The 14,396-nt window shown below is 41.5% G+C and carries 15 protein-coding genes and 1 riboswitch; of the genes, 7 read left to right on the forward strand and 8 right to left on the reverse strand.

What is annotated here, in order from left to right; genetic code table 11:
• Window positions 1-132: 132 nt before the first annotated feature.
• Both aspA and MKX52_RS17725 read right to left on the reverse strand, forming a co-directional pair.
• A complete protein-coding gene (aspA, locus tag MKX52_RS17720; RefSeq protein WP_012011744.1) occupies window positions 133-1,554 on the reverse strand; it encodes an aspartate ammonia-lyase in 1,422 nt (473 codons plus the stop codon).
• A 28-nt stretch (window positions 1,555-1,582) separates the two neighbouring features.
• Window positions 1,583-2,572, reverse strand: a complete 990-nt coding sequence (locus MKX52_RS17725; RefSeq protein WP_003215391.1) for an asparaginase — start codon at window positions 2,570-2,572, stop codon at window positions 1,583-1,585.
• 207 nt (window positions 2,573-2,779) lie between these two features.
• Between MKX52_RS17725 and MKX52_RS17730 the strand changes: the two genes are divergently transcribed.
• Window positions 2,780-3,127 carry a helix-turn-helix transcriptional regulator gene (locus tag MKX52_RS17730; RefSeq protein ID WP_003214932.1) on the forward strand — a complete coding sequence of 116 codons (348 nt, stop codon included), beginning with the start codon at window positions 2,780-2,782 and terminating at the stop codon, window positions 3,125-3,127.
• 54 nt (window positions 3,128-3,181) lie between these two features.
• Here MKX52_RS17730 and MKX52_RS17735 read toward each other — a convergent pair whose 3' ends face one another.
• The 5 genes from MKX52_RS17735 to MKX52_RS17755 all read right to left on the reverse strand — a co-directional run bounded on the left by MKX52_RS17735 (window position 3,182) and on the right by MKX52_RS17755 (window position 6,592).
• Window positions 3,182-3,649 carry a helix-turn-helix transcriptional regulator gene (locus MKX52_RS17735; protein ID WP_012011745.1) on the reverse strand — a complete coding sequence of 156 codons (468 nt, stop codon included), beginning with the start codon at window positions 3,647-3,649 and terminating at the stop codon, window positions 3,182-3,184.
• 98 nt (window positions 3,650-3,747) lie between these two features.
• Window positions 3,748-4,275 (reverse strand): YfjD family protein, encoded by a 528-nt coding sequence (locus MKX52_RS17740; protein ID WP_342491154.1) that lies wholly within the window; start codon window positions 4,273-4,275, stop codon window positions 3,748-3,750.
• 21 nt (window positions 4,276-4,296) lie between these two features.
• Window positions 4,297-5,055, reverse strand: a complete 759-nt coding sequence (locus MKX52_RS17745) for a hypothetical protein (RefSeq protein WP_342491155.1) — start codon at window positions 5,053-5,055, stop codon at window positions 4,297-4,299.
• Between the two features lie 12 nt (window positions 5,056-5,067).
• The gene (locus tag MKX52_RS17750; RefSeq protein ID WP_144468077.1) at window positions 5,068-6,264 is read right to left on the reverse strand and encodes a glycine zipper domain-containing protein; all 1,197 of its coding nucleotides are present in this window, start codon (window positions 6,262-6,264) and stop codon (window positions 5,068-5,070) included.
• A 4-nt stretch (window positions 6,265-6,268) separates the two neighbouring features.
• Window positions 6,269-6,592 carry a WXG100 family type VII secretion target gene (locus MKX52_RS17755; protein WP_041816052.1) on the reverse strand — a complete coding sequence of 108 codons (324 nt, stop codon included), beginning with the start codon at window positions 6,590-6,592 and terminating at the stop codon, window positions 6,269-6,271.
• A gap of 226 nt (window positions 6,593-6,818) precedes the next feature.
• On the opposite strand from MKX52_RS17755, the gene pepT reads away from it, so the two are divergent.
• Together pepT and MKX52_RS17765 are read left to right on the forward strand one after the other, a co-directional pair.
• The gene (gene pepT, locus MKX52_RS17760; RefSeq protein WP_342491156.1) at window positions 6,819-8,051 is read left to right on the forward strand and encodes a peptidase T; all 1,233 of its coding nucleotides are present in this window, start codon (window positions 6,819-6,821) and stop codon (window positions 8,049-8,051) included.
• A gap of 288 nt (window positions 8,052-8,339) precedes the next feature.
• Entirely contained in the window at window positions 8,340-8,519 is a 180-nt protein-coding gene (locus tag MKX52_RS17765) for a hypothetical protein (RefSeq protein WP_041816054.1), read from the forward strand.
• A gap of 84 nt (window positions 8,520-8,603) precedes the next feature.
• Here the strand turns inward: MKX52_RS17765 and MKX52_RS17770 are convergent, their stop codons facing one another.
• Window positions 8,604-9,281, reverse strand: a complete 678-nt coding sequence (locus MKX52_RS17770) for a DUF3298 and DUF4163 domain-containing protein (RefSeq protein WP_041816056.1) — start codon at window positions 9,279-9,281, stop codon at window positions 8,604-8,606.
• 161 nt (window positions 9,282-9,442) lie between these two features.
• Between MKX52_RS17770 and MKX52_RS17775 the strand changes: the two genes are divergently transcribed.
• The 4 genes from MKX52_RS17775 to MKX52_RS17790 all read left to right on the forward strand — a co-directional run bounded on the left by MKX52_RS17775 (window position 9,443) and on the right by MKX52_RS17790 (window position 14,193).
• Window positions 9,443-10,300 (forward strand): MurR/RpiR family transcriptional regulator, encoded by an 858-nt coding sequence (locus MKX52_RS17775; protein WP_176372673.1) that lies wholly within the window; start codon window positions 9,443-9,445, stop codon window positions 10,298-10,300.
• A gap of 198 nt (window positions 10,301-10,498) precedes the next feature.
• Entirely contained in the window at window positions 10,499-11,392 is an 894-nt protein-coding gene (gene garR, locus MKX52_RS17780) for a 2-hydroxy-3-oxopropionate reductase (RefSeq protein WP_342491157.1), read from the forward strand.
• 7 nt (window positions 11,393-11,399) lie between these two features.
• Window positions 11,400-12,821: a four-carbon acid sugar kinase family protein gene (locus tag MKX52_RS17785; RefSeq protein ID WP_342491158.1), complete on the forward strand. Its 1,422-nt coding sequence runs from the start codon at window positions 11,400-11,402 to the stop codon at window positions 12,819-12,821.
• 52 nt (window positions 12,822-12,873) lie between these two features.
• Window positions 12,874-14,193 (forward strand): gluconate:H+ symporter, encoded by a 1,320-nt coding sequence (locus MKX52_RS17790; protein ID WP_342491159.1) that lies wholly within the window; start codon window positions 12,874-12,876, stop codon window positions 14,191-14,193.
• A gap of 80 nt (window positions 14,194-14,273) precedes the next feature.
• A riboswitch (SAM riboswitch) is annotated at window positions 14,274-14,386 on the forward strand.
• Window positions 14,387-14,396: the final 10 nt, after the last annotated feature.

Genomic DNA, 14,396 nt, shown 5'->3' on the forward strand with positions numbered 1-14,396 from the left:
CCTTTGTATACGCGTTAAGCGTTTTCAAAATATTGTGAAAAAAGTGTGTCAATTCGAAAGAAAGTGAATTGCCTGTTTTTCTCTATTTCACAGGCAATTCTACATATTAATAAAATAAAATTTTTGATATTATTATCGCTCTAGGAGCTCTGCACCCGCAATTCCAGGCTTTGTCATCTCGAATGGATTCAAAATAATATCAAGTTCTTCTTCTGTTAATACATCATTTTGCAAGCAAAGATCTCTGATCGATTGTCCTGTTAAAATGGCTTCCCTAGCGATTCTAGCCGCTGCTTCATAGCCTAAATGAGGATTCACTGCAGTGATCACGCCTGCGCTTTTTTCTACATATTCTTTCAAACGTTTTTCATTTGCTTCAATGTCCACTAAGCAATGATCTGTGAATGAACGGAAGCCGTTATTCATTATACTAATAGATTGAAGTAAGTTAAAGACCAAAACAGGCTCCATCACATTTAACTCAAGCTGACCTGCTTCAGAGGCAAGACAGATGGTGTGGTCATTCCCAATGACCTGGAATGCGATTTGGTTAATGAGCTCTGCCATAACTGGATTGACTTTCCCAGGCATAATGGATGATCCTGGCTGACGAGCTGGCAATGCAATTTCAGCAAGACCTGCACGTGGACCAGAAGCCATTAGACGAAGGTCATTGGCAATCTTAGACATGTTCATCATGCATACTTTTAATGCAGCAGACACCTCTGTGTAAGCATCTGTATTTTGCGTTGCATCTACAAGATGCTCTGCGCCTACAAGCGGAAGACCAGAAATATCGGCTAGCTTCTTCACGACGATCTCAATATAACGAGGATCTGCGTTTAGGCCTGTCCCAACTGCTGTTGCACCCATGTTGACTTCATATAAATGCTGCTTTGATTGGTTGATCCGCTTAATATCGCGGCTGAGCACGCGGCTGTAAGCTTCAAATTCCTGTCCTAAACGAATTGGAACAGCATCCTGCAGGTGCGTACGTCCCATTTTGATCACATGATCAAATTCTTTCGCTTTCTTTTGGAATACGTCCTGCATCGTTTGCATTGTCTCAAGCAGAATGTCTAATTGCTTCAATACAGCAATGTGGATAGCTGTTGGAAACGAGTCATTCGTGGATTGTGACATGTTTACATGTGTGTTTGGGCTTAAATGGATGTATTCACCCTTTTGATGTCCCATGATTTCTAGCGCTCTGTTTCCAATGACTTCATTGGCATTCATATTCATCGACGTTCCTGCGCCGCCTTGAATTGGGTCTACAATAAAGTACTCATGCAGCTTACCTTCAATGACCTCATCAGAAGCTTGTACGATGGCATTTCCAATTCCTTCATATAAACGTCCAACTTCCATATTGGCTTGAGCTGCTGCTTTTTTCACGATGGCAAAGGCTCTAATCAGTTCCTCATGCATGCGGTATCCCGTAATCGGGAAATTTTCCTTTGCACGAAGGGTTTGAACTCCATAATACACGTCTGCTAGAATTTCTTTTTCTCCAAGAAAATCCTTCTCATAGCGATAAGTTGCTTGAACCATCTGATATGACCTGCTTTCTATAGAATAGTTAAATCACTAAATCTTCTGCGATCGGCGTTTCCATAATCTTTTTCACTTCTCTTGGGTCTGTTGTTTTACCTAATGCCCACATGAGTTTCGGCACGATGGCTTCTGTGTTCATGTTTCGTGAACGTGCCACCAGTTCTTGATTGATTTTGCGTCCTACTTCATACACGCTCATGTCTTCTCCTTCTTCAAGACACTGAGTTGTGATGACAACAGAAATGCCTTCTTCGAGCAATTCGTTGATTTTCTCTAAAAGGTTTCTTCCTTCGAAAGGAATTCCGCCGCTGCCGTAGCTTTCGATAACGACTCCTTTGTATACACCTTTGATTGCATCTAAGAATTCAGGCTTTAGACCTGGGTGCAATTTCAAGAGACAAACGTCGGTGTTTAAGGATGCGTCTAATTTAAGCGGTTTCATTGACGATCTTTTTACTTTGCTATTGTATTCAATTTGATGGTTTTCAATCGATGCAATATATGGATAGTTAATACTTTCAAATGCATCGTAGCTTTTCGTTCTTAATTTGATTGCGCGTGTCCCTTGAATCACTCTGCCATCAAAGACAACATACACGCCGCCTACGCCGTCACATGCAAAGCGAATCGCATCAGTGATGTTTTTCTTCGCATCTGTTTTCTTGAACGTAATCGGGATTTGTGAGCCTGTAATGACAATTGGCTTATCCGGATTTTGCAGCATATAAGATAGTGCTGCTGATGTATAGGCCATTGTATCGGTTCCATGCGTGACGACAAAGCCGTCATATTGATCATAATTTTCATAAATGGCTGTTGCGATATCTACCCAGTATTCAGGCTGCATATTTGTACTATCTATACTCATTAGGGACTTTGTGTCCATTGTGTACTCTGCATTAATTTCGTTTAAATAGCTTAAAAGGTCCTCAGCTTTAACACCTGGAGCCAAACCATTTTCACTCTCTACAGATGCAATCGTCCCACCAGTGGTTAAAAGCAATAATTTCTTCAACAGGTCCACCTCTTTCAGTAAAATTACTACGTTTGTCACACATATTATAAGCCAGCTTGTGCTATTCTATAATATACGCTTTACGCGTACCTTCATTGCCATTATAGTCACATAACGCGAATTAATCAAGAAATTATTACGCATAACGCGTACATTCTATCACAAAATATGATATACTGTTGTTGTATATAAAGGAGCGTTCATGTAATGATACTCGATCGTTTAACCACTCTTAGAAAAAAGAAAAAATGGTCTCTCCAGCATACGGCAGATCGCCTAGGTATCGCCAAAAGCACCTATGCCGGTTACGAATCTGGGTACCGACGACCTTCGCTTGAAGCAGTGAAGCGCCTGGCTGATTTGTATGATACGTCCATTGATTTTTTACTTGGTAGAACGGACGAGCCAGAGATACAACGTAAAATCTCTGATATCAAAATTGAACTGACCGAAGCAAAAGAAGGAACCATTCTTGTAGACGGGGTTCCCCTAAATGATGAAGAAATCAAACAGCTTGTTGCCTTTATTCGGGCGAAAAACACCCTAAAAGTATAAAACACAAAAAAGAGAGGCCCCTACCAATCGGGTGCCTCTCTTTTTTTTAACTGCTTATGAATAAGGAGAAGACAACTGACTTAGTTCCTCTAAGCGCCGCTTCGCTTCTTCTTTATTAAACGAACTATAATAGCGATAATTCTCATCATCTAAAATGCGGTAATGCTGACTCAGCACATTTTGCTGAAGACGAAATGTGCCTTTTTTGATAGATGTCCGCCACCAAACCTTTCCGCCGATCGTACGTTCCACCGATAAATGCAATTCATCATGTGCAACGACTTCCAGAATCTCAAGCGGATCATCTCCAAGTGTCCCTTTTAAAATGTCACTATCCCTGAATAATGCACATACGGCCGCAGTTTGCGTCCAGTTGAGGCGAAGCCTATTTTTTTCAACCTGCTGCAAATGACGCTTCGATAAACCAAGTACCTCAGCCATGCGGTCCTGCGTATAATTCTTTTCTTTTCGAATCCGTGCCATTTGTTCTGTGACGAGGTCGATTACCATTTCTTTATCCATCTCTCATCACCTCTCCGAGTCTTCAGTCTTTACTGACATCATACACGATTTTTTCGAAAAAGTGGCGCCTCATCCTTTAGGATATTGGCAAATAATACTTAATTGATCTGTTCTTCAACCTGACCATGCTGCTGTCTCCATTTCTCTTGGGCTGTCTGATTTAAATATGGATAGATCTCTTGTTTGACGGTTTGCTCGAATACTTCTTCATCTAAAATACTGTACGCTGGAATTTTGATCAATTTCCCATCTATTTTCCGAATGAGCACATCCATGAAGAGAAATCCTCTTACACTGTACCGATGCCTGCGCATATCAATGGATTGAATGTCTTGAAAAGGGATCGTCCGCTCACGATGCAGCACAGCACCATTTTTTCCGCGCTGAATGCGAAAAATCACATTTCCCCTCCTCGTAAAAGCTGGCAGAATCATCAAAAAAGAGATCGAGCCATAGACCATGCCTAATAGTCCGCCTAAAAATAAAAACAATGTATAATTCGATTCAAATGTTAGAGCTTCTGAAAACAACCAAATACCGATGATACCGAAGCCGCCTGTTGCTAAAAAAGCCCATACCCTTAAAAAGGTCCTGCTTCTCACTTCTATTCCTTCACTTGGATTCAAGCGTCATTCTCCTTTTCTCCATTAGAATATAGAACGTAATCCGTCTCTATGAGCCGTCTCCACGCGAAATTCACTTTCTTTTATTCCCGACACAAGCCACGACTGTTTCTCACCTGGAATAACAAATAACATAGATTCCACATCAGGCGTATTATTTTTGTCATAGACGACCTTCATTAGGGAGTCCATCTTTCCTTTTCTCGTCTGTACATCCGAAACAAATGACTGCACGAGTTCTTCGTTCTCAGCTCGAGGAAGGAAGGAAGGCCACTCATTTTTCGCCTCACTTGCTTGCTCTAATAGTTTTTCAAATTCCTCTGCTTGCAGGGTCATGACAGATTCAGGGTGATCACTCATCTGTAGGTTGAAAAAGGCAGTCAATTGTTCCTCTGCCTGCTGGTCGTCCTTCAGTTTTTGAATCTGATGGACTTGTTGATCATACAGCGTATGATGCGCATATACGCCCATCTGTGTCGTGTGAAAGGAGGTACTAATTTCTTCATCTTTATCACCAAATCGAGACGCCTTGATGGTGTGAGATGCATCATTCATCGCCTGAATGAAATGACGGTATTCCGCTTTATAACGATATTGTCTGTTTTGAAATTCCAGTACACCTTTTGCGAGCAAAGAGCGGCACGCAATTTCAAATAAAAAACCTAATCGCTCGTCCTCTACATCAGGGTAATAGGCTTCCTTTAAGGACATGCCCTGTTCAAAATAGCCTTCACTGTAAAAACTAAAGATGAGTTCCTCAATAGCTAGACTTAGCTGATCCAACTTGATCTCTCCTTATCCAAAAGAAAATGCACCCTTAAAGAAATCGCCTGCACCTTTTATGAGCGAATCTGCGGTTTCTTTTGTTTTTTCTATCCCTTTATGTATCACCTGATTTGCCTGATCAATGGTGTCATTGACTGCTTTCACACCTTGACCCGCCAGCTCGAATGCTTGTCTCCCTTTATCCACGACTGCATGAATTGGGTCCTTTAATTTCACTGCAACCTGCTCAGCAAATCCTGATGTCAGCTTGGCAACTTTTTCTCCTATAAAACCACCGACTGCGGAACCAATGGCTCCTCCAACGACAGTTCCAATCGGTCCTGCAAAGCTTCCAAGAGCTCCTCCGACAACGGCACCTGCGACAGACCCGCCAGCGATAAAGACCGTATTGTTCACTGCATTTCCAACAGCCTTCGCATTTTCACGCTTCAGGACTTCTGGCTGATCACCGAATTCTGCATAATTCTCTGCAATTTTCAAACCACAGCCGACCGTTTCCGTTGCACCAGTGACTACCGTTGCAATGATGGCATTTCCTTTGGCAAATCTTGATCCATTCTTCAAAACAGACTTGATCGCAGCCGTGTCCTTCCAATTGATACTTCCTTTTGTAAAATCACGGACACTATTCGTAAATGCAACTGTATCGTCAGGATAAAATTTTGTGAATTTCTTATGGACCAAATCAGCCATCGACCAATTTGATCGTTTTAATAATTCTTTATTGCTTAGCCAAATCCTTGCTAGTCGGTCAAATCTCGTTCCTTCTACCCGGCTCGTCAAATCAAGCAGTAGCTTTGAATGCTGCGCTGCATAACGACCATTTTCTTTAATGAAGGTCGTCATCCCAAGCCCGTAGTATTTCGCCTGCATCATCACAATACCAGCTAAGCTCGTGAGTGTTCCATATTGATCATAGATACTGTACAATTTCCGTAAAATATCATCTGCTTCGACCATTTTATCTTTTGCATGACGAATCGCAATATCATCACTACTCAATTTACTGATCAAAGCTTGTCCTGCTCCCCATGCATCCCCGACGCCTGAAAAACAGCTTCTATACCGCGGATCACAGCCTAAAATAAGACCATCCAGTTCACTATGTAAATCGCGGTGCTTCGTTTCTATGGCAGACAGTTCGCCTACAACATCATTCGCCAGCCCTGTCAGCTGATCTGGATCAACCACTATGTCACGTGCCATCACATCATCTCCCTTCTCGGTTTCTTTCTCTCCGTTCTTCTCGTCTCTTTCGCTCAAGCTCTTCCATTCTGGCTATTTCAGCTTTCCGTTCCTCGATTTTGACCGCTGCATCGCGCAGTTCCTGACTTGTTTCAAGCAAGTCCTTTTCAAATTGATCATAGCGTGCTGTTGTTTCTTCAAAGCTTTGATCAAATTTATTCCTTGCTTCTCCTTGCCAGCCTGATCCTACTGCCTTGAGCCGATTCTCCAGCAACTGCTTTGACTGCCGAATCTCTTCAGCTGCTTCCTGAAACTTTTGAGCGAGTGCCAGCGTTTGACTAGAATCCAACTTTCGCACCCCTTTCTCCCAATTTAACGTACAAATGGATGATTTTATATGTCCTCATTATAAATAAAAAGACACCCAAAAAAATCACCCTAAAGAACCATTCAACACATCACAAAATGAAAGTAGGTCTTTTTCCTCTCTAATTGCCAGAGAAAGCCTTTCTTGTTATGAAGCGCATTCAAGACGTGATAAAATGAACGTATTCTACAAAAGGAGTGACGTATACATGAAAGAAGAAATGATTCAGCGATTCACGAGTTATGTGAGGGTAGATACACAGTCGGATGCAGATAAGGAAAGTTGCCCATCAACTGAAGGACAGTTGAACTTAGCGAGACAACTAGTTGAAGAAATGAAATCCATCGGGATTCAAGAAGTAACAATGGATGAAAACGGATATGTCATGGGGACGATCCCGTCTAACACAGACAAAGACGTGCCGACTATTGGCTTCCTGGCTCACATCGACACAGCGACTGACTTCACCGGAAAAAATGTAAAACCGCAGCTTCATGAAAACTATCAAGGCGGCGACATCACCTTAAATGAAGATTTACATATCGTTTTATCTCCAACACAGTTTCCAAATTTACAAAAGTATCAAGGACATACGCTAATCACAACAGATGGCACAACCTTACTTGGTGCGGATAACAAAGCAGGTATCGCAGAAATTATGACCGCTATGCATTACTTAATTGAGCATCCAGAAATCAAGCATGGCAAAATTCGCGTCGCCTTTACACCAGATGAAGAGATTGGCAGAGGGCCGCACAAATTTGATGTGGAAGCCTTTGGCGCTTCCTATGCGTATACAATTGACGGAGGACCACTCGGGGAGCTGCAATATGAAAGCTTTAACGCAGCAGGTGCGAAAGTATCAATTAAAGGAAACAATGTCCACCCTGGGACAGCAAAAGACAAAATGGTCAGCGCTGCGAAGATTGGGATGCTCTTCCACAACAAGCTACCATCTGATGAATCACCGGAATACACAGAAGGCTACGAAGGGTTTTTCCATCTCACGAAGTTTGTAGGAGAAGTCGAAGAAGCAGAGCTTCAATATATTATTCGTGATTTTGATAAAGACAAATTTAACGATCGCAAAGCACTATTTGAAAAAATAGCAAGTGACTTAAAAGCCATTTACGGAGAAAACAGCATCAATCTCAAAATTCAAGATCAATATTATAATATGAGAGAAAAAATTGAGCCGGTGAAACACATTGTGGATATTGCCCATGAAGCAATGGAAAACCGCTCAGTGACACCTGTGATCGAACCAATCCGCGGCGGTACAGATGGCTCCCAGCTTTCATATAAAGGTCTTCCAACACCAAACATCTTTACTGGCGGGGAAAACTTCCACGGTAAATATGAATTTATTTCTGTCGAGAACATGGTGAAAGCAACAGAAGTCATCGTTGAAATCGCCCGTTTATTTGAAGAAAAAGCATAGATATGTTTACAACCGTTCCTGTTCGGGAACGGTTTTTTAATAAAAGTTTACAATTTTCTGAAACTTTTATGACACTTATTCGTACTAATAGAGACAACCCCAGAAAAATTCTTCTTGACGAGTGCAATAACTGGAAATATAATAGTTAAAAACAACCAGTATTTTAGACCTAAATTAGCAGATCACCTAAATCTTAAGAACTAAACCGATTCTGCTGCTTATTTTCAGTTATAAACATCACTCACCCTGTCTACACTTAAAGAATAGGATGAATTGGAGGAATGTCATATGATGATTTTATTGATTATCGCTTCACTTTGCTGCTACTTACTATTCTCTTTCAAAAAAGATAACCGCACACCAAAACGAAAAAGCGCAGAGCTTTCGGAGTTTGAAATCTTTCGTATGCGCCGCCACTACAACGGAAAACGCCGTCACCCACTAAACGAGGCACCTAAACAAGTATAAATCTAAAAAAAGAGCCTCATCAGGGGCTCTTTTTCATTGAATAAATAGCAAAAAAACGACCAAATACAGTGGTCGTTTTTCTTTTTATTTATATACTTTCGCAGGAACTTGAATCACCGGTATCCCTACATAGTAAGGTGAAATCTCATATGGCTGGAAGACAACAGCAATTCCCTTTTTCGTGAAGTAATACTGCGTGTTGTAGTTGATTTCAATGTCTCTTTTTTTCAGGTTCGCATAGAATTTGCTCTTATGTTTCTTTGTGTAGTTATAAATATAATCTCTTACTTTCGTACGCTTTTTCTTTGTTTTCACAACGTCTGTCAAGAACACTTGCTTTGTCTTTTTCTTCGTTAGCACATAGTTCATGCTGGAAACCATCGTATCGCCGTGCATTCCACCATCATTCATGTAATCATAGTTTAAGATACTGAGTTTCTTCCCATTGTTAAATTTCGTTTTAAACGATCTTTCGTACGTGATCTTCCCAAAACCATCCTTTTTCGCTTCGTCCTTTAAGTATAAATAAGTAGAATAAGAGAATGCGATGTCTTCTTTTAAATCACGATTGATGGTTTTCATATGCGCCTTACTTAGGTTTTTCACTTGTGCATATTTAAACGTTTTTTTCTTTTTATAATAGTGTGTGCTTACTTTCGCTTTTTTTGCTTGTTTGGCATCCGCAGATCCAACTGGCGCAAACAACGAAACAATCAGTGAAAAAATGAGCAGACTGATTGTTAGGCCTTTTTTCATTGTCATAGTAAAAACCCCCATTTTTGTCTATTACCAATTGAGTATACCATGACAAAAGAACCAAAAGAAGCAGTATTTCCATATTATTCTTCATTTTCCCACTTCGGGTTTGTTTACCGTTTTCATAAGTTCCTGTATGCTTAATGTAGAATGCTAGATGAAGTGTGGTGTTTATCATAGAAGAGAATATTTTTAGTCACATTCGGACGACGTTTCATAGTTTGTCTCCGACCCAGAAAAAGATTGCCAATTATATTTTAGAAAACCCTCAGAAGGTTGTGCTTCATTCCATTAGTGCACTCGCTTCTGAATGCAATACAAGTGAAACGACGATCTTTCGGTTTCTACGGAAAATTGGTTATGAATCATACCAAGTGTTTCGTGTCCATGTCGCACAGGATATAGCAACCAATACACCCCAATCCATATACGGTGAAATCGAGGCATCCGATAGTGTAGCTGACATTAAACATAAAGTCATAGAGTTAACAACAAACTCTATTCAAGATATGAAACATATAGTAGAAGACCATGCCGTCACGCAATTTATTGAACAAATGAAACAGGCACATAAAACCGTCTTTTTTGGAGCCGGTGCGTCCAGCTTTATTGCCGGGGATGCTTATCATAAGTTCCTCCAGCTTGGTTTTGAAGTAAGTCTATGCAGTGATCCGCATATGATGAACATGATTGCAACTCACGCCACGGAACACGATTTTATCGTTGCGATCTCCCATTCAGGAGAGAGTAGAGAAATTCTCGATGCCGTGCAATTTGCTAAAGAAAAGGGAGCAAAAATCGCCTCTATCACCAGCTATCCGAAATCAGAACTCGCAAAGCGATCTGACTTTCATCTGCTCAGTTCTTCTAGGGAGACAACCTATCGATCTGACTCCATGATCTCCCGTATTAACCAGCTTGTGATCATCGATGTACTATACGTTGCCGCTGTTTTAGAACTAGGATCAAATGCCATTGAAAATGTGAAAAGATCTCGATTAGCCGTAGCTAAAAATAAAACATGAACGCAAAAGGCCGGAGCTGATTCCGGTCTTTTTTTGTGACTTTTCTCATATTTTCCGTTGACACGTTCCTATCACGTCATGTACATTAAATGAACAATAGTTTATTTCCTACTATCAATTATAAAAGATAGTATATATACTAACAAACAGAAAAGAAAGCGCTCTTTGTAAGGGTTTTCTATATAGGAGGCGTTCAATGTGACAAAGAAACTTGGATTCATTGGATTAGGTATTATGGGAAAGCCTATGGCACTTAATCTATTAAAAGCCGGTCATACTGTGACTGTTTTCGATCTAAATGAGGAAGCGATTCAAGCGTTACAAAAAGCCGGAGCAAAAGGTGCTTTTTCAGCAGCTGATGCCGCTTTTGAAAGCGATATCATTATCACAATGCTTCCTAAAGGAGAGCACGTAGAGGCTGTTGTTTCAGGTGATCATGGCATTTTAACTACAGCTAAACCTGGAACGATTGTCGTAGATATGAGCTCAATTTCTCCTGTTACTTCTAGAGCTTTAGCTGCTCTTACAAAACAGCATCAGGTAGAATTTATCGACGCACCTGTCAGCGGCGGAGAACCGAAGGCAATAGACGGAACACTTGCCATCATGGCTGGCGGCGAAGAAGCCATCTTTGAGCAAGTGAAGGATGTCCTGCTTGCGATGGGCACAGAGGTTGTATTAGTTGGCACAAATGGGAGCGGAACAACAGCGAAGCTCGCCAATCAAATCATCGTCAACTTAAATATTGCCGCTATGTCCGAGGCGCTCGTTCTTGCTGCTAAATCGGGCATTGCCATTGACAAAATGTATGAAGCTATTCGCGGTGGGCTGGCAGGAAGTGCCGTTCTTGATGCAAAAGTCCCTCTCATCTTAGAACGTAACTTTGAACCAGGCGGACGTATCGACATTAACTTAAAGGATTTAACCAATGTGATGGAAACGGCTCACGATATCGGCGTTCCTCTCCCTCTTTCTAGCCAGCTGCTCGAAATCTTCCACGCGCTCAAAGCCGACGGAAAATCTGGGCTTGACCATGGCGGCATCGTTCAATATTACGAAAAAATGGCTCATGTCGAAGTGAAGAAAGGATGAGATGGTCATGAAGAAAAGCACTGACATACTGAATGCTCTTCCGAAAGCGGATTCAAAAATCATTCAAGCAGCATACGAACAAGCACTGAACAGCTTTCATCATAAAGTCATTGTATTAGATGATGATCCAACAGGGATTCAAACCGTACATGGCGTCTCTGTTTTCACCGATTGGTCAGAAGAAAGCATCGAAGCTGGTTTTCTTGAAGACAGCCGCATGTTTTTTATTTTGACCAATTCTCGCAGTATGACTGAGAAGGAAACGATCGCTGTACACGAAACAATCGCTTCAACAATTGTAAAGGTAGCGGAACGGCTTGATCAGGATTTCATCATTGTCAGCCGAGGAGATTCCACTCTTCGTGGACACTTCCCGCTGGAAACAGAAGTACTCAGAACCACGATTGAACAGCAAAGCTCCCGCCAATTCGATGGAGAAATCCTTCTTCCTTTTTTCCAAGAAGGTGGACGCTTGACGATCAACAATATTCATTACGTCCAAGAAGGACAAGAATTAATTCCTGCTGGTAACACAGAATTTGCACAAGATCGCACATTCGGCTTTCAGTCATCTCATCTCGGAGAATGGATTGAAGAAAAGTCAGACGGATCTTTCACGAAAGAGAACACCACTTACATTTCGTTAGATGATCTACGGGCTTTACGAATGAATCAAATAAAAAATCAGCTCTTGAGTGTGACTGATTTTAAAAAAGTGGTTGTAAACGCTGTGGACTATGACGATGTCAAAGTCTTTGTCACTGCTCTCATAGAAGCCATTCAAGCAGGAAAGCAACTTATGTTCAGAAGTGCAGCGGCACTTACAAAAGTTCTTGGCGGTATAGGGGATCGTGCCTTATTAACAAGACATGACTTGATACAAGAACAAAGCCCACACGGTGGTCTCATTATGATTGGTTCTCATGTGAAGAAGACAACAGATCAATTAAAAGCGCTTCAACAAAATAAAGAGGTAGCTTTGATCGAATTCAATACACACCTCGTGCTGGAGCCTGAAGCATTTCAACAAGAAATTGACCGTGTGATTCAGCAAACTGAAGAATTATTAGTATCTGGTCAATCTGTGGCTGTTTATACAAGAAGAGAACGGCTTGACCTTGGGGATGATCGACAGGAGGAAGAATTAAAGCTTTCTGTAAAAATTAGTGATGCTGTGACAAGCATTGTCCAGCGTCTCACAATTCGCCCTAAGTATCTCATTGCCAAAGGTGGCATTACCTCCAGTGATATTGGAACTAGAGGACTTCACGTGAAACGCGCAACCGTAGCAGGGCAGATCAAACCAGGCATTCCCGTTTGGCAAACAGGTGAAGATAGTAAATTCCCTTTCATGTCTTATGTGATTTTCCCGGGAAATGTTGGTTCAAGGGATACGTTAAAAGAAGCTGTAGACATACTTGAAGGATAAAGCATAGGGGGTGTTTATACACTCCTTTATGCACCACAAAGGAGGAAAAACCATGTCGTTAGTGTTTATCGGACTTGGCGTTTTATTATTGCTTTTACTTATGGTTGTCTTTAAGTTAAACGCTTTCATATCTTTGATTATTGTTTCTTTAATTGTCGCTGTCTTAGAAGGAATGTCACCACTTGAAGCGATTGCTTCCGTCGAAAAAGGACTCGGCAGTACGCTCGGGCATCTCGCACTCGTTCTCGGTTTTGGTGCGATGCTTGGTAAATTGATGGCTGATTCTGGCGGAGCTCAGCGTATTGCGATGACACTCATTGATCGATTCGGTATTGGAAAGATTCAATGGGCAACGATGCTGACTGGGTTTGTGATCGGAATTGCTCTATTTTATGAAACCGGATTCATTATCTTAATTCCACTAGTCTTTACGATCGCTCAAGCTGCAAGACTTCCTGTGCTTTATGTGGGTATGCCGCTCGTCGCTGCACTCATCACCACACATGGCTTCCTCCCTCCTCACCCAGGGCCGACTGCCATTGCAAATGTCTTTCAAGCAAACATGGGACAAACCTTATTAGTTGGGATTATTTTAGCGATTCCTGCTGTTTTAGTAGGCGGACTTCTCTTTACAAAATTATTTAAAAAAGATCAGTTACACGCACATATTCCAATGAACTTATTTAATCCAAAGGAATTTACAGAAGAAGAGATGCCAAGCTTCGGCATCAGCATTTTCACCGCTATTTTGCCTGTATTGCTCATGACTTTCAGAGCAGTTTTAGAAATTTTCTTTCCGTCTTCCTCATTACTGCCAACCGCTGAGTTTTTAGGCGAGCCTGCGATTGCACTGTTAATCTCCGTTCTTCTTGCTATCTACACGTTTGGACTTGGCAGAGGAAAGAGCATGCAGGATGTGATGAAATCAATCACAGATTCTATCGGTTCTATTGCGATGATTTTATTAATTATTGCAGGTGGTGGCGCTTTTAAACAGGTGCTCATTGATAGCGGTGTTGATCAATACATTGCAGGAATCATGCAAGGAAGCACACTTTCGCCACTGCTTCTCACCTGGTTGATTGCTGCGGTCCTTCGTGTATCTTTAGGGTCAGCCACTGTCGCCGGACTCACAGCGGCTGGCATTTCTGCTCCTTTGATTGGACTCACAGGTGTGAGCCCAGAGTTAATGGTGATCGCAACAGGTGCCGGCAGCATTACGTTCTCTCACGTGAATGATGCGGGTTTCTGGATTTATAAAGAATACTTTAACCTGTCCATGGCCCAAACCTTTAAAACGTGGACATTGATGGTGACCGTTCTTTCACTTGTCGGACTAGCGGGGGTTCTCGTCGCTGATTTGTTCATATAGAAAATTAACTGTAAAAACCATTGACTTTCTCTCGTAAAAGTTGAATAATTATGTTTATTAAGAAAATTGAATCAAAGGTAACCTTATTAAGAGTGGTGGAGGGACTGGCCCTGTGAAACCCGGCAACCGCTGTTCCTCGGAACAGAATGGTGCTAATTCCTTAAGCAAGCAGATGCTTGTTTGAAGATAAGGCAGAGTTCTCT

The organism is Bacillus sp. FSL R5-0422 (assembly GCF_038610765.1).
GTDB lineage: Bacteria > Bacillota > Bacilli > Bacillales > Bacillaceae > Bacillus > Bacillus pumilus_O.